The organism is Yimella sp. cx-51, assembly GCF_017654605.1.
GTDB lineage: Bacteria > Actinomycetota > Actinomycetes > Actinomycetales > Dermatophilaceae > Yimella.
In genome coordinates this window covers 704,138-722,531 of the sequence record NZ_CP072113.1, presented here as the reverse complement: position 1 = coordinate 722,531, position 18,394 = coordinate 704,138, and the positions used below count along the sequence as shown (strand labels likewise).

The 18,394-nt window shown below is 66.9% G+C and carries 19 protein-coding genes; 4 read left to right on the top strand and 15 right to left on the bottom strand.

Translation table 11 applies throughout. The features are described 5' to 3' along the window. Positions 1-9: 9 nt before the first annotated feature. Genes J5M86_RS15590 through glmS form a run of 5 tightly spaced genes read right to left on the bottom strand, consistent with a single transcriptional unit; the run spans position 10 to position 4,469 of the window. Positions 10-423 carry a YoaK family protein gene (locus J5M86_RS15590; RefSeq protein ID WP_255427679.1) on the bottom strand — a complete coding sequence of 138 codons (414 nt, stop codon included), beginning with the start codon at positions 421-423 and terminating at the stop codon, positions 10-12. After that, the gene (locus J5M86_RS15585) at positions 339-752 is read right to left on the bottom strand and encodes a DUF1275 family protein (RefSeq protein ID WP_255427680.1); all 414 of its coding nucleotides are present in this window, start codon (positions 750-752) and stop codon (positions 339-341) included. Before J5M86_RS15585 ends, J5M86_RS15590 begins: the two co-directional genes overlap by 85 nt. A 38-nt stretch (positions 753-790) precedes the next feature. Further along, complete coding sequence (locus J5M86_RS03445; RefSeq protein ID WP_188061633.1) at positions 791-2,215, bottom strand: NAD(P)H-hydrate epimerase; 1,425 nt, start codon at positions 2,213-2,215, stop codon at positions 791-793. Beyond that, entirely contained in the window at positions 2,212-2,619 is a 408-nt protein-coding gene (locus J5M86_RS03440) for a holo-ACP synthase (protein ID WP_188061634.1), read from the bottom strand. Before J5M86_RS03440 ends, J5M86_RS03445 begins: the two co-directional genes overlap by 4 nt. Then, positions 2,616-4,469: a glutamine--fructose-6-phosphate transaminase (isomerizing) gene (gene glmS, locus J5M86_RS03435; protein ID WP_188061635.1), complete on the bottom strand. Its 1,854-nt coding sequence runs from the start codon at positions 4,467-4,469 to the stop codon at positions 2,616-2,618. Before glmS ends, J5M86_RS03440 begins: the two co-directional genes overlap by 4 nt. Positions 4,470-4,540: 71 nt before the next feature. Between glmS and coaA the strand changes: the two genes are divergently transcribed. Next, positions 4,541-5,494, top strand: coding sequence for a type I pantothenate kinase (coaA, locus tag J5M86_RS03430; protein WP_188061636.1), 954 nt, complete (start codon positions 4,541-4,543; stop codon positions 5,492-5,494). Between the two features lie 143 nt (positions 5,495-5,637). Here the strand turns inward: coaA and J5M86_RS03425 are convergent, their stop codons facing one another. The 3 genes from J5M86_RS03425 to J5M86_RS03415 all read right to left on the bottom strand — a co-directional run bounded on the left by J5M86_RS03425 (position 5,638) and on the right by J5M86_RS03415 (position 8,631). Beyond that, on the bottom strand, positions 5,638-6,006 hold the full coding sequence (locus J5M86_RS03425; RefSeq protein WP_188061637.1) for a hypothetical protein: 369 nt from the start codon (positions 6,004-6,006) through the stop codon (positions 5,638-5,640). Positions 6,007-6,105: 99 nt separating this feature from the next. Further along, complete coding sequence (locus tag J5M86_RS03420; RefSeq protein ID WP_188061638.1) at positions 6,106-7,410, bottom strand: PhoH family protein; 1,305 nt, start codon at positions 7,408-7,410, stop codon at positions 6,106-6,108. 456 nt (positions 7,411-7,866) lie between these two features. Then, positions 7,867-8,631, bottom strand: a complete 765-nt coding sequence (locus J5M86_RS03415; protein WP_188061639.1) for an isoprenyl transferase — start codon at positions 8,629-8,631, stop codon at positions 7,867-7,869. A 124-nt stretch (positions 8,632-8,755) separates the two neighbouring features. On the opposite strand from J5M86_RS03415, the gene J5M86_RS03410 reads away from it, so the two are divergent. After that, positions 8,756-9,451 carry a hemolysin III family protein gene (locus J5M86_RS03410; RefSeq protein WP_188061640.1) on the top strand — a complete coding sequence of 232 codons (696 nt, stop codon included), beginning with the start codon at positions 8,756-8,758 and terminating at the stop codon, positions 9,449-9,451. Positions 9,452-9,469: 18 nt separating this feature from the next. Here the strand turns inward: J5M86_RS03410 and J5M86_RS03405 are convergent, their stop codons facing one another. Together J5M86_RS03405 and mca are read right to left on the bottom strand one after the other, a co-directional pair. Beyond that, entirely contained in the window at positions 9,470-9,673 is a 204-nt protein-coding gene (locus J5M86_RS03405) for a hypothetical protein (protein WP_188061674.1), read from the bottom strand. After that, on the bottom strand, positions 9,673-10,611 hold the full coding sequence (mca, locus tag J5M86_RS03400; RefSeq protein ID WP_188061641.1) for a mycothiol conjugate amidase Mca: 939 nt from the start codon (positions 10,609-10,611) through the stop codon (positions 9,673-9,675). Before mca ends, J5M86_RS03405 begins: the two co-directional genes overlap by 1 nt. 51 nt (positions 10,612-10,662) lie before the next feature. Between mca and J5M86_RS03395 the strand changes: the two genes are divergently transcribed. Further along, a complete protein-coding gene (locus J5M86_RS03395; RefSeq protein ID WP_188061642.1) occupies positions 10,663-11,070 on the top strand; it encodes a DUF4307 domain-containing protein in 408 nt (135 codons plus the stop codon). 181 nt (positions 11,071-11,251) lie between these two features. Next, positions 11,252-11,746 carry a transcription elongation factor GreA gene (greA, locus tag J5M86_RS03390; RefSeq protein ID WP_188061643.1) on the top strand — a complete coding sequence of 165 codons (495 nt, stop codon included), beginning with the start codon at positions 11,252-11,254 and terminating at the stop codon, positions 11,744-11,746. A gap of 82 nt (positions 11,747-11,828) precedes the next feature. Here the strand turns inward: greA and J5M86_RS03385 are convergent, their stop codons facing one another. The 5 genes from J5M86_RS03385 to J5M86_RS03365 form a co-directional block, all read right to left on the bottom strand. Further along, positions 11,829-12,662 carry an ABC transporter permease gene (locus J5M86_RS03385; protein ID WP_188061644.1) on the bottom strand — a complete coding sequence of 278 codons (834 nt, stop codon included), beginning with the start codon at positions 12,660-12,662 and terminating at the stop codon, positions 11,829-11,831. Then, positions 12,662-13,642: an ATP-binding cassette domain-containing protein gene (locus tag J5M86_RS03380; protein ID WP_188061645.1), complete on the bottom strand. Its 981-nt coding sequence runs from the start codon at positions 13,640-13,642 to the stop codon at positions 12,662-12,664. Before J5M86_RS03380 ends, J5M86_RS03385 begins: the two co-directional genes overlap by 1 nt. A 67-nt stretch (positions 13,643-13,709) precedes the next feature. Then, positions 13,710-14,027 (bottom strand): hypothetical protein, encoded by a 318-nt coding sequence (locus J5M86_RS03375; RefSeq protein ID WP_188061646.1) that lies wholly within the window; start codon positions 14,025-14,027, stop codon positions 13,710-13,712. Between the two features lie 16 nt (positions 14,028-14,043). Next, positions 14,044-15,216, bottom strand: a complete 1,173-nt coding sequence (locus tag J5M86_RS03370; RefSeq protein WP_188061647.1) for a cystathionine gamma-synthase — start codon at positions 15,214-15,216, stop codon at positions 14,044-14,046. Between the two features lie 147 nt (positions 15,217-15,363). Beyond that, on the bottom strand, positions 15,364-18,384 hold the full coding sequence (locus J5M86_RS03365) for a glycine--tRNA ligase (RefSeq protein ID WP_188061648.1): 3,021 nt from the start codon (positions 18,382-18,384) through the stop codon (positions 15,364-15,366). Positions 18,385-18,394 lie beyond the last annotated feature (10 nt).

Sequence of the window (18,394 nt, the reverse complement as noted above, 5' to 3'; positions counted from 1 at the left end):
CCACCAGGATCAGCGCGCGGACTGGGCCCGCAGGTCGGCGAGCACCGGCGGCAACCCGACGAGCAACAACAACAGCGCCGGAGGCACAAGGGTCAGGAAGCCGTACGCCGGGTAACCGAGCGCGCCGACCACGCCGCCGACGAAGAAGAGCCCGACCAGGAGAGCCAGAATGCCCAGCTTGCTGCGATCTGCGACCACCGGGTCGCGGTCGTGACTGCGGTGCAGATAGCTGAACTTGCCGAGCTCGATGCCGATGTCGGTGACCATTCCGGTGACATGGGTGGTGCGGATCTGCGCGTCCGAGACCTTCGTGATGAGCGCATTCTGCAGACCCATCGTCAGGCAGAGGATGGCGACGAAGACCAGGTTTCGATGGGCCCACACCAGGCGATCTGCGAGCAACCCGAACAACAGGATGAGCATCGCCTCGGCGCGAGTACGTTCGCGAACTTGCCGTGCAGGTCGCGACGGCGACCCCAGTTGAAGATCCACGCGCAGGCCATCGCGCCGAGCAGGAAGCTCGCGATCGCGAGGGCGCCGATACCGACGAAGCGCAGCTTGCCCTCGGCGAGGCTGTCGGCGATGCCTGCGGTGATGCCGGTCATGTGGGAGGTGTAGACCGCGACAGCGACGAATCCGACGGAGTTGAGGACGCCGGCGACGAAGGCCATCAGGCCGGCGAGCGCGACATTCAGCCGTGGGGTGCGGGTCGAGCCTGACAGCCGCATCAGCACATCGACGACAGCAGCCATGCGCGTATCGAACCAGGCCTGGCCGATCGCCGCCGAATTCAGGCTTGCAACAGCCGGCGAACCGTCTCGCCGCACCGGTGTGCGACGTCGACGGAACGCACCGGCCCGCCGGCTCCAACGTCGCGGGCAGTGGTGCCGTGCACCAGCACACCCGCTGCGGCAGCCTCGTCCACGGGTAGCCCCCCAGCCAGCAGAGCCCCGACGATTCCGGCGAGGACGTCGCCCGAGCCCGCCGTGGCCAACCACGGCGAACCATCCGCCTGCGTGATGACCGGACGACCGGACGACCTCGGCGGGACGATCACCGTCACCGCGCCCTTGAGCAGCACGGTGGCGTCCAGCAGGTCGGCCACCTGCTGCGCCGCTTCCACTCCGGACTTCTGCGAGCAGCCGAGGCGCTCGGCCAACCGGGACAGTTCACCCGCATGCGGTGTGAGCAGCGTTGGGCCAGAGCGGGGTTCATCGATGAGCTCCAACGCACCCGCGTCCAGCAGCACGGGCAGATCCGACTCGAAGATCTCGTCGACGAGACCGGGTGCCCCGCCGCGACCGTCCCAGCCGGAACCGAGCGCCCACGCCTGCACCCGTCCTGGTCCGGGCACCACCTCCGGAGCGGCCGCCAACACGAGGTCGGTCGCGTTACCGGGACCGACGTAGCGCAGCATCCCGACGCCCACTGTGACGGCCGCAACCGCGCCGAGAACGGCTGCTCCCGGGTAGGTCTCGCTTCCGGTCACCAAACCGAGCACGCCGCGCGAGTACTTGTCGTCGTACGCGGTGGGCACCGGCCACCGGCGGTCGACATCCGCTGCCTCGTAGCGCACCACCGCCGGCGAATCAGGCTCGGGCACACCGATGTCGACCACCGTCAGTTGCCCGCAGGCCAGTTCGCCCGCCGGCAACAGATGGCAGGGCTTCAGGAGGCTGAAGGTGACCGTCTCGTCCGCAAAGAGACTGGGTGCCGACACCAGGCCCGCAGGATCGAGGCCCGAGGGCAGGTCGACGGCCAGCAGGTAAGCGTCTGCGGCAATGAGTTCGTTCAAGCCGACGAGGTGCTCGGAAAGACCGGGCGTCGCGCCGATGCCCACGATGCCGTCAATCACCAGATCCGCTTCACTGAGGGCAGTCGTGACCTCGTCCGAAGGCTCACCTCCGCGCCACTCCAGAGCAATGACGCCTTCTGCTTCGGCAGTGCGCAGACCTGCCTCATGAGTGCGCGAGCCGACCAGCACGGCGACCACATTCGTCCCGGCCTCGGCCAGATGTGCAGCCGCGTACAGGGCATCGCCGCCGTTGTCTCCCGACCCGGCCAGCACGACCACCCGGTCGCCCTCGGTGAGTCGTGCCCAGGCCACCTGCCCCAGGCCGAGCGCGGCTCGCTGCATCAACTCGCCCTCGTCGAGCGCGGCCCGCACCTCGTCCTCGGCAGCACGGACGTCGGCGATGCTGTAAGCACGGATCACGTTGTCTCCTGGTCGATTTCGAAGGCGTCGGGCACATCCGGATTCATTCTTGTGGATCCCTCGGCGATGACGACAGCAGTGACGAAATCCCCGTCGTGGGAGATCGACAGGTGGAACCGCTCCACCCCCAGATCGCGAGCGCGGGCCGCGACAGTGCCGGTCACCCGGAAGTAGGGCTGCCCGGCCGGGGTCTTGTGCACGACGGCATCCGTCCAGTGCAGATTTCCCGGGGCGCCGAGGGCCTTGGCGATGGCTTCCTTGGCGGCGAAACGTCCGGCGATCGAAGACGGCGCACCCGCCTGCTCACTCTGGGTGAACAGGCGGGTGCGTAATGCCGGGGTGCGTTCGAGCGCGGCGGAGAACCGGTCGATCACGACCAGGTCGATGCCGACGCCCAGGATCACTCGACCGTGACCGACTTCGCGAGGTTGCGCGGCTGGTCGACGTCCAGGCCCTTGGCGGTCGAGAGCTCGAGCGCGAAGACCTGGAGCGGGACGACGGTCAGCAGCGGCTGCAGCAGCGGCGAGGTGTGCGGCACGCGGATGACCTCGTCTGCGAATGGCACGACGGCCTCGTCGCCCTCTTCGGCGATCACGAGCGTGCGGGCACCGCGAGCGCGGATCTCCTGGATGTTGGAGACCACCTTGCCGTGCAGGCCGTGCGGGGTGTCGGGGCCCGGGACGATGATGAAGACCGGCTGACCGGCGTCGATCAGGGCGATCGGGCCGTGCTTGAGCTCACCGGCAGCAAAGCCCTCGGCGTGGATGTAGGCCAGTTCCTTCAGCTTGAGCGCACCCTCCATTGCGATCGGGAAGCCCACCTGACGTCCGAGGAAGAGCACCGAGCGGGTGTCGGACATGAAGCGAGCGATTTCGCGCACGCGGCCCATCGAGCCGAGCAGTTCCTCGATCTTCTCCGGCACGCCGTGCAGTTCGGCCAGCACACTCTTGGCATCCTGCGCGAAGGTGCCGCCACGCAGCTGCGCGAGGTAGAGACCCAGGATGTAGCAGGCGGTGATCTGGGCCAGGAATGCCTTGGTGGAGGCGACGGCGATCTCCGGGCCGGCGTGGGTGTAGAGCACTGCATCCGACTCACGCGGGATCGTCGACCCGTGCGTGTTGCAGATGCTGATGGTGCGGGCACCCAGGTCACGGGCGTGCTTGACCGCCATGAGGGTGTCCATCGTCTCGCCCGACTGGCTGATCGAGACCACGAGCGTGCGCTCGTTGACGATCGGGTCGCAGTAACGGAACTCGTGTGCGAGAGCGACCTCGACCGGGATCCGGGTCCAGTGCTCGATCGCGTACTTCGCCACCATGCCGGCGTATGCGGCCGTACCGCAGGCGACGATGGTGATGCGGTCGACCGACTTCAGCTCTTCCTCGCTGATGCGCAGCTCGTCGAGCACGAGTTCGCCGTTGTCGTCGGTGCGGCCCAGCAGCGTGTCGGCGACGGCGTGCGGCTGGTCGTTGATCTCCTTCTCCATGAAGGTGTCGTAGCCGCCCTTTTCCGCCGCGGCAGCGTCCCAGGTGACCTCGAAGCGCTTGCCCTGCGCAGGCGAGCCGTCGAAGTTGATGACCTCGACGCTGGTGGGGGTGATGGTGGCGATCTGGTCCTGCTCCATCTCCATCGCCTGCTTGGTGTAGCCGATGAAGGCGGCGACGTCGGAACCGAGGAAGTTCTCGCCCTCGCCGAGACCGACGACCAGGGGGCTGTTGCGACGGGCGCCGACGACGACGTCGGGCTGGTCGGCGTGCACCGCGAGGAGGGTGAACGCACCTTCGAGTCGCTGGACGACGCGTCGCATCGACTCGGTGAGGTCGCCGTCGAATTCCTTGGCGAGCAGTTGTGCGACGACTTCGGTGTCGGTCTCGCTGGCGAACTCGACGCCGTCGTCGAGCAGTTCGTTCTTGAGGCTGTGGAAGTTCTCGATGATGCCGTTGTGGATCAACGCGAACTTGGAGTCAGTGCCGCCGCGGTGCGGGTGGGCGTTCTCGTCCGTCGGGCCGCCGTGGGTGGCCCACCGGGTGTGACCGATCGCGGTGCGCGATGCGTCGAGCGGGTGCGCCTTGATCTCCGCGACGAGGTTGGCGAGCTTGCCGGAACGCTTACGAACCTCGACCGTGTCGTCGCAGACGAGAGCAACTCCCGCCGAGTCGTAGCCACGGTATTCCAACCGCGCCAGACCCTCCATCACAACCTCGAGGGCGCGCTGGTCATCGGCCGCGCCGACATATCCGACAATTCCACACATGGGCGACAGCCTAGAGCCTTGCGAGACCCTCGCCCGACCACTTCGGTACTGCATCGGTCAGAATGTGACGCGTGTCCCGCCCGACCACTTCGGCAGAGTCGCCGTATCTGGAGTTCAGCCGCGCCCAATGGGCCCGGCTGCGTGACTCCCACCCGATGAGCCTGACGCTGGAGGACGTCCGCCGACTGCGCGGCGCCGGCGATCATCTCGACCTTGCCGAGGTGGAGGAGGTCTACCTCCCCCTCTCCCGACTGCTCAACTTCTATGCCGGGGCCACGGCCGGGCTGCATCGCGTCACATCCGACTTCCTCGGCGAGCGCCCGGAGAAGACGCCGTTCATCATCGGCGTCGCCGGATCGGTCGCCGTGGGCAAGTCGACCACCGCGCGCATCCTGCAGGAACTCCTGGCCCGCTGGGAGGGCACGCCCCGTGTCGAGCTCATCACCACCGACGGTTTCCTCTTCCCCAACGCCGAGCTCGAGCGGCGCGGGATCCTGAACCGCAAGGGTTTTCCGGAGTCGTACGACCGCCGCTCGCTGGTGCGCTTCGTCGCCGAGGTGAAATCGGGCAAGCACGAGGTGAGCGCGCCGGTCTACTCCCACCTCACCTACGACATCGTCGAGGGCGAGCGCATCGTCGTCCGGCAGCCCGACGTCCTGATCGTCGAAGGGCTCAACGTGCTGCAACCCTCACAACCTGTCGCCGGGCGCCGCAACACACTGGCGGTGTCGGACTACTTCGACTTCTCGGTCTACGTGCACGCGCGCGAGCCCGATATCCGGTCGTGGTACGTCAACCGGTTCCTGGGGCTACGGGGCACGGCATTCGCCGACCCGGATTCCTACTTCCACCGGTACGCCTCTCTCACCGACGAGGAAGCGGTCGTGCGGGCCAATCAGATCTGGGACGAGATCAACCGGCCCAACCTCATCGAGAATGTCGCCCCGACCCGCAGCCGGGCCACCCTCGTGTTGAGCAAGAGCTCCTCCCACGGCGTGAGCCGGGTGAGCCTGCGCAAGCTCTGAGCTTTGCCGGGCGGGCCCCATCCCGGGCGCGCCCGCAAACGCGGCGGTTCCAGCCACAAACGCGGCGGATACTCGCGGGCGCAGCCGTTGCAGCTACCGCGGGTGAAAGCAGAGGCCGCGGTTGTGCTGGGACGTGGTGCGACTCAGGCCCGCGGCGCCTCGGTGGGTGCCTCGTCAACCTGTTCGTCGTCGCCGAACTCCATTTCGTCCAGCAGGGTGTCGTCGTCCTCGAAGTGCTCTTCCTCGACCGGCGGATTGGCTCGTCGCGCGCGCACCCACAACACCATGTAGATCGCGGCGAAGACCGCGAGCACCCCGAGGCTTCCCAGGAGTCCGCCGAAAATGCTGAACATCAGCCTCGAAGCGCCCGTCGCGGGCGTGCCACCCGTCTCTTCGTTCTCGAAGGTCGGCGCCTCGGAGTTACCCCATGCGGCTCCTCCGACACCCGCCAGAACTGCGAGCGCGAAGCCGATCACCCAATACAGCGCGGTCATCGCGCGATTCCCCACCATGATTCAACACACTGTAGGCAATACGCGTGAATCGGCGTGAGTTGAGCGCCTTTGTCATGCGTGCGACGGCACCGAACTCACGCCGATCCTGCGTCCGACTCAGATGTCGCTGCCTTCGAGCAGATCGGTCACCAGGGCGGCGATCGGGCTGCGTTCGGAGCGGGTGAGGGTGACATGGCCGAACAACGGGTGGCCCTTCAGTTTCTCGATCACCGCGGCGATGCCGTCGTGGCGCCCGACCCGGAGGTTGTCGCGCTGGGCGACGTCATGGGTGAGCACGACGCGCGAGTTCTGGCCGATCCGCGACAGGACGGTGAGCAGGACATTGCGCTCCAACGACTGCGCTTCGTCGACGATCACGAAGGCGTCGTGCAAGGAGCGACCACGAATATGGGTGAGCGGCAACACCTCGAGCAGTTCACGATCCATGACCTCCTCCATCACCTCGCGCGAGACGACGGCGCTCAGAGTGTCGAAGACCGCCTGGGCCCACGGCCCCATCTTCTCGTTCTCGGTGCCGGGTAGGTAGCCCAGTTCTTGCCCTCCGACGGCGTACAGCGGACGGAAGACGATCACCTTGCGGTGCTGGCGCCGCTCCATGACCGCTTCAAGCCCGGCGCACAGTGCGAGCGCCGACTTACCGGTGCCGGCGCGTCCGCCGAGGCTGACGATGCCGACGTCGGGGTCGAGCAGTAGGTCCAGGGCGATGCGCTGCTCGGCCGAGCGTCCGTGCAGCCCGAAGGCGTCGCGGTCGCCGCGCACGAGTCGCACCGACTTGTCGGGCATGACTCGTCCGAGCGCGCTTCCGCGCGGGCCGAGCAGGACAACCCCGCTGTTGCACGGCAGTTCGGCCGCCACGGAGTGTTCGAGACGCGACTCGTCGTAGAGGGTGTCCATCTCCTCGGCGGTGATGTCGAGTTCGGTGATGCCGGTCCAGCCGGTGTCGACCGCCAACTCGGCCCGGTACTCCTCGGCGTTCAGGCCGACGGCCGACGCCTTGACCCGCATGGGGAGGTCCTTGCTCACCACCGTGACATCGCGACCTTCATCGGCGAGATTGCGGGCCACCGCGAGAATGCGAGTGTCGTTGTCTGCCAACCGGAATCCTGCCGGCAGCGAGTTGGGATCGGTGTGGTTGAGCTCGACTCTCAGCGAGCCTCCACCGCCGGTAGGCACGGGCGCGTGCAGCGAGCCGTGTTCGACGCGCAGGTCGTCCAGCATCCGTAGGGCGGAACGGGCGAAGTAGCCGAGCTCTGGGTGGTGGCGTTTGCCTTCGAGCTCTGAGATGACCACGACGGGCAGCACGACCTCGTGCTCAGCGAAGCGGGTGGTGGCGCGGGGATCGGACAACAGCACTGACGTGTCGAGCACGTAGGTGCGGGCCTGCTCGAGATCTGAGGTCATGGCGACTCCTCTTGCCGCGCGCTGATTCGCGGCTACTCGCGGATGGTGTGCCGGTATCGAACCCACTGGGCCGAGACCGGCCCCTTGTCCGCAGCAATCGGTCGCTGCATGAAGTGGGCCTCCCGAACGTCGAACGGGATGTTCGCCGTTGGCTCGAATGTACGTCTGCCGAGCGGCGACATCGCCAGCCACGACGCGCGTGTCGCCGCTTTCATCGAGTGTTATCCGATGCTCCACGCACCGTTCACCACACCAGAATCACGCGTCACAGTTGTCACGCGAAGTGTGTGAGCTACTTGCCCATCCTGCGGTCGCGATCCGCATAGGCCCGCAATGCACGGAGAAAGTCGACGCGGCGGAAGAAGCCGACCCGACGACGCGGATGCGCAGAGCCTGCGAAGCGCATCCGCGAGAGGAGGGGCGCCATCCAGAACAGGACGGACGCCGCGTCGACTCCTACTTGCCCATCCTGCGATCGCGATCTGCGTAGGCCCGCAATGCACGGAGAAAGTCGACGCGGCGGAAGTCAGGCCAGTAGGCCTCGCAGAAGTAGAACTCGGAGTAGGCGCTCTGCCAGAGCAGGAAGCCGCCGAGACGTTGCTCACCGGACGTGCGGATCACCAGGTCGGGATCGGGTTGGCCCTTGGTGTAGAGGTGTTCGGCGATGTGCTCGACGTTGAGGATCTCGGCGAGCTGTTCGATGGAGGTGCCGTCGGCGGCGTGTGCCCGCAGGAGTGAGCGCACCGCTTCGGCGATCTCCTGGCGTCCGCCGTATCCGACGGCGATGTTGACGATGAGTCCGTCGACGTCGGCTGTCTGCGCGGCGGCTTCGGCGAGCACCTGTTGGGTGCGTTGCGGCAGCATCGCGAGCGCGCCGACGGGGTTGATGCGCCAGTGCATACGTCCGGCGAGTTCGGTGACAACGCCTTCGATGATCGCGACCAGCGGCTCGAGTTCGTCGGCGGGACGGTTGAGGTTGTCGGTGGAGAGCAGCCAGAGGGTGACGACCTCGACGTCGGCTTCCTCACACCATCCGAGGAACGGGGCGATGTTGTCGGCGCCTGCCTTGTGGCCGGCTGCGGTGTCGGTGCCGCGGGCCTTGGCCCAGCGTCGATTGCCGTCGAGCATGACGCCGACGTGCCGCGGGAGGTTCTCGGTCGGCAGGGAGCGCGCGAGGTGACGCTCGTACGCGCTGTAGACCAGGTCACTCGGTCCGCGCATTGCGCTGTTCTCCTTCGCCTGACGGGTCGCCCACAGGTACACGATATGCCTGTGCCACATCGCCGGTGCTCCGACGCCGCGGACAGGCGAGGCGGTTCCGGACAAACGGTCATACGATCGACTCATGAGCCAGATCGGGCAACGCGTCGAACAGATGCAGGAGGACGCCGCCGAACTCTTCGAACGGGTGAAGCCGCGGCTGCGGGGATGGCTGCACACGGGCATGTTCCCCACGGCCATGGTCGCGGGTTTGCTGCTGACCGTCATCGCTCCCACCGTGCGCGAACGCATCGGGACGGCCGTCTTCACCCTCACTGCCGGAATGCTCTTCGGCATCTCGGCGGTCTACCACCGCGGCACGTGGTCACCGGGCTACGAGGGCCTACTGAAGCGCTTCGACCACGCCAACATCTTCCTGATCATCGCCGGCACCTACACGCCCTTCGCGCTCACCCTGCTTCCCCATCCGCAGGACACCCAACTGCTGGTGATCGTGTGGAGCGGGGCGATCGCCGGCGTGCTCTTCCGGGTGCTGTGGGTCAGAGCTCCGCGCTGGTTGTACGTGCCTATTTATGTCGCGCTCGGCTGGGTGGCGGTTTTCTATTTCAAACCGCTCTACGAGCAGGGCGGTCTGCTGATCGTCACGCTCATCACCATCGGTGGTCTGCTCTACACCGCGGGCGCCGTGGTGTACGGGCTCAAGCGTCCGGATCCGTTCCCGAAGTGGTTCGGCTTCCACGAGATCTTCCACGCGCTGACGCTCTTGGCATTCAGTGCGCATTTCGCGGCGGTCGTGCTGGCCATCCTGCGCGATCGGTGATCCCCCACCGACGTCGGGTCAGACCTCGCCGGCGTCGCCCCGACCGTCGGCATTCTCCTGCTTGTGCTTGCTGGTGAGGTCGCCTGATTCGTAGCGCATCCGGCGCAGCCGGGTGTTCATGCTGCGGAAGAGGAACCAGCACGACACCGCCAGGAAGAACAACACCAGGAAGCCACCGAGACCGGCGGTGATGTTTCCGGCCGGGGTGGGGGCGCTGAGCATCAGGCCACCGTCCGTTCACGCAGTTCGTCGATCGCAAGCGACGGCGGGTTGATGGCAAGGTTGTCAGCTTCGGCGACGGATCCGAGGCCGGCGAAGAGGTCGTCCTCGCCCTCCGGCGCGGTGACGTACGACAGCGCGAGCTCGAATTCCTCGGTGGGCCACAACTGGGCTTGTTCCTGCGCCGACAGTGCGAAGAACGAACCGTCGGGGTCGATCTGGGTGGCGTGCGCCAACAGCGCCCGCTCCCGGTGGCCGAAGTAGTCGGAGCACTCGATGCGGGTGGTGACCCGCACCGGCCCGCGCTCGTCCCAGCGCGACAGCCATTCGGCGAAGGGCGACTCCTTGCCGCGCTCCATCAGACCTTCGTGCATCGCCGCCAGCTTTTCCCGGGAGAAACCGCGGTCGTAGTAGAGCTTCAGCGGCTGCCACGGAGCACCCGCGTGTGGGAAGGCATCCGGGTCGCCAGCGGCACGGAAGGCTGCGAGCGACACGTCGTGACACATGATGTGGTCGGGGTGGGGGTAGCCACCGTTCTCGTCGTAGGTGGTCATGACGTGCGGACGGAACTCGCGGATCACCCGCACCAGCGCCTCGGTGGTGACATCGAGGGGCTCCAGCGCGAAGCAGCCGGCCGGCAGCGGCGGAAGCGGATCGCCTTCGGGCAGACCGGAATCGACGAAACCGAGCCAGGTGTGCTCGATGCCCAGCACCTCCTGCGCGGCGGCCATCTCGCGGCGGCGCACCTCACTGAGATCACGCTTGATCTCCGGGTCGTTCTGCAAGCGCGGGTTGAGGATGTCTCCCCGTTCGCCACCGGTGCAGGTGGCAACCATCACCGGGTGGCCTTCGGCGACGTACTTCGCCATCGTCGCCGATCCCTTGCTCGACTCATCGTCCGGATGCGCGTGCACCGCCAGGAGTCGCAGCTGCTGCGTCACAGGTTCACCTCGTCGTTTCTTGTCACTGACCGCCGCATATTCTCTCATCCCATGAGCATCGACCCGGACGGTCTCTCCGCCGAGGAGGAGGAGCGCAGCGCGCCAGGCTTGGTGGGCACTTTCAGCAGGAAGTGGTGGTCGTTCGGCGGCGTCGCGATCGTCCTCACCAGCATCGTGGCTATCTGGTTCGGCATCTCGGCCACCCGGGGAATCTCGTGGAATCCGGTCGCGGTGAAGATCACGAGCCCGCAACAGGTCGATGTCACCTTCGATGTCACCGATCAGGACGGCCGCGCGGTCAGCTGCACGATCGTGGCGTACGACCTCGACCACACCACAGTCGGCCGCACCCAGGTCGACCTACCGGCCAGCTCACTCAGCAGCACCCGTTACACCCGATCGGTCCGGACGATCGCCCCCGCGGTGACCGGCGAAGTCACCCGCTGCGAACTTCGCTGACACCCGCGTACGTAGCCTGCGGGTCTGCACGAATGGCGTTTCGGTGTGACAGCGGTCGCATCTGCGCGTAATATCGGACTTTCACGTATCGCAGGTCTGGGCCTCGCCATCAAGCGCGAGCCGCCCGGACCTTCAGTTTTACTACGCATGGCGGGAAAGCCCCGCCACAAGGGAGATGACCGTGACCAGCACTGCGGACGCTTCGGCGACCTTCCTCACCCAGGAGGCTTACGACCGCCTGAAGGCCGAGCTCGACCACCTGTCGGGCGAGGGTCGCCACGAGATCGCCAAGCGCATCGAAGAGGCTCGCCTCGAGGGCGACCTGAAGGAGAACGGCGGCTACCACGCGGCCAAGGACGAGCAGGGCAAGATGGAAGCTCGCATTCGTCAGCTCCAGGCCCTCCTTCGCAACGCCACTGTCGGTGAGAAGCCGGCCGATGACGGCGTTGTCGAGCCGGGCATGGTCGTCACCGTCGAACTGCTCGGCGACACTGAGAAGTTCCTGCTCGGCAGCCGCGAGATCGCCGACGACTCCGGCTTGGAGGTCTACTCGGAGAAGTCGCCGATGGGTGCCGCCATCCTGAACAAGAAGAAGGGCGAGAGCACCGAATACTTCGCCCCGAGCGGCAAGGCCATCAAGGTGAAGATCATCGACGCCGTGCCTTACGACGGCTGATCCAGACCCACACTCACACTCATACGAAGGCCGCCCGGTCAGCCGGGCGGCCTTCGTCGTGTCGTCACATGATCGCCCCGAGCTACTTGGCCACTGCCTTCTGGTACGCCCGGGTCGAGAGCGGGACGAAGATCGCGAGCAGCACCACGGCCCAGATCGCGGTGTAGAGAGTGGGGTGCTGCAACGCCCAGGTGTACCGGGTCGCCTTCTCCACGGCAGCGTGGTCGGCACCGCCGGAGAGCGCGTACAGGTTGCCGAAGTTCTCCCGCGCTGCCTGCGTGATGGTCGAGACGGGGTTCCATCCGGCGAAGGTCTTCAGCAGGGCGGGCATGTTCTCGGCCGGTACGAAGGTGTTGGCAATGAAGGTGACCGGGAAGATCACCATGAAGGAGGCGTTGTTGACCACCTCCGGCGAGCGCACCTTGAGACCGATGAAGGCGAAGACCCACGAGAGCGCGAACGCGAAACCCAACATCAACAGATAGGCGCCGGCGGCGTCGACGAAGCTGCCCCTGATCCGCCATCCGATGAGCAGACCGGTCAGCGACATCACGACCAGCACCAGGACGTTGTTCAACACATCGGTGAAGGTGCGACCGGTGAGCACGGCGCTGGGGTGCATCGGCAGGGTGCGGAACCGATCGATCACACCCTTCTGCATGTCTTCGGCCATCATGAAACCGGTGATCGTGGCGCCGAAGATGATCGTCTGGGTGAAGATGCCCGCCATCATGAACTCGCGGTAGCCACCCTGGACGCCTGCACCCGAACCGGCGAGCGAGCCGAAGACATAACCGAAGAGCAGCACGAACATGATCGGCTGCAAGGTGCTGAAGATGATGAGGTCGGGCACCCGCTTGATCTTCAACAGGTTGCGCTTGGCGACGGCCGTGGCGTCGCTGAAGAACTCGTTCATCACGCCACCTCTCCCTCTGCGTCGTCGCCGGCATCGGCGCTCTCGGCGCTGCGCCCGGTGAGCGACAGGAACGCATCATCAAGGGTTGGCCTGCGAATCCCGATGTCCTGCACGGCAATCGACTCCTCGTCCAACCGGCGCACGGCGGCCAACAAGGACTGCGTGCCTCCTTCGACCGGCACGGTGATGCGACGGCCGTGGGCATCGGAGTTGACCTCACCCGAGCCGATCCGGCCCAGCACGCGGACGGCGTCCTCGACCCGCTCGGAGTCAGCGACGGTGATCTCCAGGCGTTCGCCGCCGACCTGCGCCTTGAGCTGGTCGGCCGTGCCTTCAGCGATGATGCGGCCGTGGTCGATCACCACGATGTTGTCGGCCAACCGGTCGGCCTCCTCGAGGTACTGAGTGGTGAGCAGCACCGAGGTGCCCTCACCGACCAACTGGGTGATGACCTCCCACATGTCCCCGCGGCTGCGTGGATCGAGACCGGTGGTGGGCTCGTCCAGGAAGATGACCGGCGGCCGGGCCACCAGCGCGCCGGCGAGGTCGAGCCGGCGCCGCATGCCTCCGGAGTAGGTCTTGGCCGGGCGGTTGGCGGCGTCCTCGAGCCGGAACTGCGCGAGCAGTTCACGCGCCCGCGCCTGGGCGGCCTTACGTCCCAAGTGGTAGAGCCGGCCGACGAGTTCGAGGTTTTCGTAGCCGGTCAGGTATTCGTCGACAGCGGCGTACTGACCGGAGACGCCGATCTTGCGCCGGACGTCCTGCGCCTGGGTGGTGACATCGGCGCCGGCCACTCGCGCGCGTCCACCGTCGAGCGGGATGAGGGTGGTCAACATGCGCACGGTGGTCGTCTTGCCCGCGCCGTTGGGGCCGAGCACGCCCAGCACACTACCTTCGGGCACCTGCAGGGAGATGCCGTCGACCGCCTTCACGTCCTTGTAGTGCTTGAGGAGATCTTCAGCTTCGACCGCGAGCGCCATTCGTACACTCTGCCAGCCGACACCGACAGCCCACGACGGCGGAGCGCAGACTTGACGCAGTCTTGACTCAGGAAGCCGCGAACGCGGCAGCCAATGCCAGCAGCGAGCAGGCTGCCACCAGTCCACCCCAGAGGCGTCGTGTCTGGCCCGGACGCGACGGCAGCGGCGCCGGGTTTTCCTTGGCCGGCCGCGCGTAGACCGAGCTGACCTGTGGCATCGGACGAGCCTTCTGGTCGAAGGGACCGCCCTGGTGTCGGCGCTCCCAACCACGCATCATCGCCACCTGCCGTCGGTCGTCTTCCCATGTGGCGGTGTCGCGAGCCGCACTGATGAACAGCCCGATGGCCGCGCCGCCCAACGCCACGGCCACGACGAACAGGATCACTGCAGACTCATGCAGGTCACCCCAGAGCTTCGTCCAGGTCGGCGATGAGGTCGTCGACGTCCTCGATGCCGACCGAGAGTCGGATGAGGTCGCCGGGCACCTCGAGTTCGGTGCCCTTGACGCTGGCGTGGGTCATCCGTCCGGGGTGCTCGATGAGCGACTCGACACCGCCAAGCGACTCCCCCAGCGTCCAGATCTTCGTGCGGGCGATCGCGTCCACGGCGTTCTGCTCTCCGCCGGCCAGTTGGAAGCTGACCATGCCGCCGAAGCGCTTCATCTGGCGAGCCGCGACGTCATGACCGGGGTGGCTCTCCAAGCCCGGGTAGTAGATGTGCGTGACGTCCTGACGCGTCTGGAGGTACTCCACCACTTTCTCGGCGTTGGTGCAGTGCTGCTCCATACGCACCGCGAGCGTCTTCAGCCCGCGCAGCACGAGCCAGGAGTCCATCGGCCCGGCCACCGCGCCGAGCGAGTTCTGGTGGAAGGCGATGCGATCGGCGGTGTCCTCGAAACCGGGCACCGTGACGCTCTTATTCACCACGAGCGCTCCGCCCACGACATCGCTGTGACCGCCGGCGTACTTGGTGGTGGAGTGCATGACCACGTCGGCGCCGAGCGCGAGTGGTTGCTGCAAGTAGGACGAGGCGAAGGTGTTGTCGACCGCGAAAAGCACGCCGGCCTCGTGGGCGATCTGCGCGATGGCCGCGATGTCGGCAATGCCCAGCAGCGGGTTGGTGGGCGTTTCGATCCAGATCATCTTGGTGACGCCCGGCCGGATCTCGCCGCGGATGGCGTCGGGGTGGGCCACCTTGGCCAGGCTGTAGTCGACGCCCCACGGCTTGAGCACCTTGTCGATCAACCGGAAGGTGCCGCCGTAGGCGTCGGTCGGGATGATGATGTGGTCGCCCGGCTTGAGCAGCGCCCGCATCAGGGTGTCCTCGGAGGCAAGGCCGGAGGCGAAGGCGTAACCGCGTTCGCCGCCTTCGATCGCCGCGAGGCATTCCTCGAGCGCGGTGCGGGTGGGGTTGGCCGAGCGGGAGTACTCGTAGCCCTCACGGAACCCGCCGACGCCGTCCTGCTTGTAGGTCGAGGTCTGGTAGATCGCGGGGGTGACCGATCCGGTGCGGGGGTCGGGTTCAGACCCCGCGTGGATGGCGCGAGTGGAGAATCCGGGCTGTTCGATACTCATGCGCAAACCCTACTTCCGCACAAAACCGGCGGCCGGCACCCTCCGCACACAAACCGGACGCACATCGCACACTTCTGCTCCGAAAATGTGCGATGTGCGTCCGGTTTGTGGCCGAGAGTGCCGGCCCCTGTCAAAGCTCAGAGCTACTCAGAGCGCCGTGGCGAGCGCCTTCCAGTCGATACCGGCCGGAGCGCGGTCGACAACGGTCTGCAACAGACCCAGGCGCGCTGCCTTCACGGCCGGGTCGTCGGCCATCACCAACACCTCGTCGAAGAAGGTGTTGAGCGGCGTCACGACCGGCTGTGCGTCCTCGGCCCAGCGCACCAGGCCCTCCCCACGCAGGTCGGGCAGTTCGTCGACGTAGACCACGAGCGCCTTCTCGGCGTCCTCCACCAGCAACGCGCGATCGAACTGCGCCGGCGTGCCCTCGGGGACGATGCGGGTGATGCGCTGGGTCACCTCCACCAGCGCCTCGAAGCCGTCGCGAGACCCCGCCGCGTGGATGTCCTGCAGCGCCTGCTCCGCCTTGCCCGGCGCGCCGGTGAGGGGTGCGACAGCCGCGACCAGACCGGCCGAGACGCCTTCGTCACGCAGCTGCTGCTGGAACCGTCCCTCGATGAATTCCTGTGCAGCAGTGAGTGATTCGTCGCTCACCTCGACGCCCTGCTGACGTAGGCGAGCGCCGGCCACGGCCAGGCCACCCTCCACGGTCACTGCGGCGAGTTCGGGGCGGGCGCGCAGGATGCTGGCCAGACCGAGTGCGGCGCGGCGCAACGCGAAGGGATCTGACGAGCCGGTCGGCTTGGCGCCGATCGCGAACATCGCCGCCAGCAGGTCGAAGCGATCGGCGAGCGCCAGCAGTGCTCCGGGCACCGACTGCGGCAGGGCGTCGCCGGCCGAGCGCGGCAGCTCCATCTCCCACAGGGCGTCGGCGACAGCGGGCTTCTCCCCCGCCTTCGTGGCGTACTCCTTGGCCATCACCCCGGCCAGCGACGACAGCTCCACCACCATCTGGGACGAGAGGTCGAACTTCGCGAGTTCGCCTGCGCGAGTGACGATTTCACGATCGTCGCTCGGGAGGTCGAGCTGGTCGGCGAGGGAGGCAGCGACGTCCTTGATGCGCCCCGCGCGGTCGGCCATGGAGCCGAGCCGGTCCTCGAAAGTGAGCTTCTCGATGCCGCTGCGCAACTGGGCGAGGTCGACCTTGAGATCGGCGTCGTAGAAGAAGGCGGCGTCCTCGTAACGGGCGCGCAGCACCGACTCGTTGCCTGCTCGCACGACCGCGTCGTCGCAGGCGCCGTTGGCCATGGTGATGAAGTAGGGCATCAGCGCGCCGTCTGTGCCGCGCACCGGCAGGTAACGCTGGTGCTTGCGCATCACCGTGGTGAGGATCTGCTCGGGCACACGCAGGTAACGCTCCTCGAACGAGCCGAGGATGCCGTGCGGTTGTTCCACGAGGTTGGTGATCTCGTCGACCAGATCGCTCTCGTCATCGAAATCGACTGTGCCGCCGACCGATTCGGCGAGTGCACGCGCTTGCTCCACGACCGAGGCCCGTCGCGCGGCCGGATCGAGCACGATGCCCTTGCCGTCGAGCAGTGTCACCAGTTCGTCCGCGGCTGCAACCGGCACCAGCGGCTGGGCGTCGGTGCGCTGGACGTAGGTGGTGCGGCCGGTGCGCAACTGCGAGATCTGCGCGGGCACCAGGTCGGCTCCCCAGAGCGCGACCACCCAGCGCACGGGGCGGCTGTAGGTGAGCTCGGGGTCGCTCCACCGCATGTTCTTGTCGGCACGCAGCGCGCCGATCGCCGCAGTGGTCAGCTCCCCGAGCACGGTGAGGACGTCACGTCCCGGCTGGGCGACTTTCACCGCGACGTGCTCGGCGCCGTCGAACTCCGCTCGCACCAGGTCATCGACCGAGACCTTCTGGCCCCGGGCGAATCCCTCGACGGCCTTGGTCGGGTTGCCCTCTGCGTCGAAGGCAGCCGCGACCTTGGGGCCCTTGCGCAGGGTTTCGGCGTCCGGCTCCTGAGCGCTCACGGTGGCGACGGTCGCAACGATGCGGCGCGGGGTGCCGACGACCGTCGCGTCGCCGTATTCGAGGCGCGAGGCGGCAAGGCCGTCGGTGAGTGCTTGGCGCACCTGGGCGATGGCCTGCTCGACGACATGCGGCGGCAGTTCCTCGACGCCGATCTCCAGGGCGAACGTCTGCGGCTGGTCGGAGCTGGGCTGCGTCGCACCAGCTTCCCCCTGCGCGGGCGCAAGCACGGAGTTGCCGATCTGCATCGAGGGCAGCGTCGACTTCAGCAACGGGTTGCCGAGCTCTTCGCGGCGCTCGGTCCACAGGCCGCCGGCCTCACGGGCGAGCTTGCGCATGAGGGAGAAGGAGCGGGCACGCTCGGTGGTGGAGACGGCGCCGCGGCTGTCGAGCACGTTGAAGGCGTGCGAGCTCTTCAGCACGTAGGTCCAGGCCGGCACCGGCAGACGGGCGTCGATCATGCGCTGCGCCTCAGCGGTGTAGTGGCCGAAGAGCTCACGGTTCGTCGGCACGTCCGCGGTGTCGAGGTAGTACTTCGACATTTCGTACTCGTTCTGGCCGAACGCTTCGCCGTAGGTGATGCCCGGCGCGTACTGCATGTCCTTGAAGTGCGAGACGCCCTGCAGCGCCATCATGATGCGCTCGATGCCGTAGGTCAGTTCGACGCTGACCGGCTCGAGGTTCTGCCCCACCACCTGCTGGAAGTAGGTGAACTGGGTGACCTCCATGCCGTCCAGCCAGACCTCCCAGCCCAGGCCCCAGGCACCGATCGCCGGCTGCTGCCAGTTGTCCTCGACGAAGCGGACGTCGTGGGCGTCCAGGTCGATGCCGAGAGCTTCCAGCGACTCCAGGTAGAGCTCCTGCGGGTTGCCCGGGTCGGGCTTGAGGATCACCTGGAACTGGGTGTGGGTCTGCAACCGGTTGGGGTTCTCGCCGTACCGGCTGTCGTCCGGGCGCACCGACGGCTCGACGTAGGCCACTCGCCACGGCTCAGGGCCGAGCACGCGCATGACGGTGGCGGGGTTCATCGTTCCCGCGCCGACCTCGGTGTTGTACGGCTGGACGACCATGCAGCCACGGTCGGTCCAGAACTTCTGCAGGGTGAGGAGGGCTTCTTGAACGGTCAGCACCGCCCAAGGT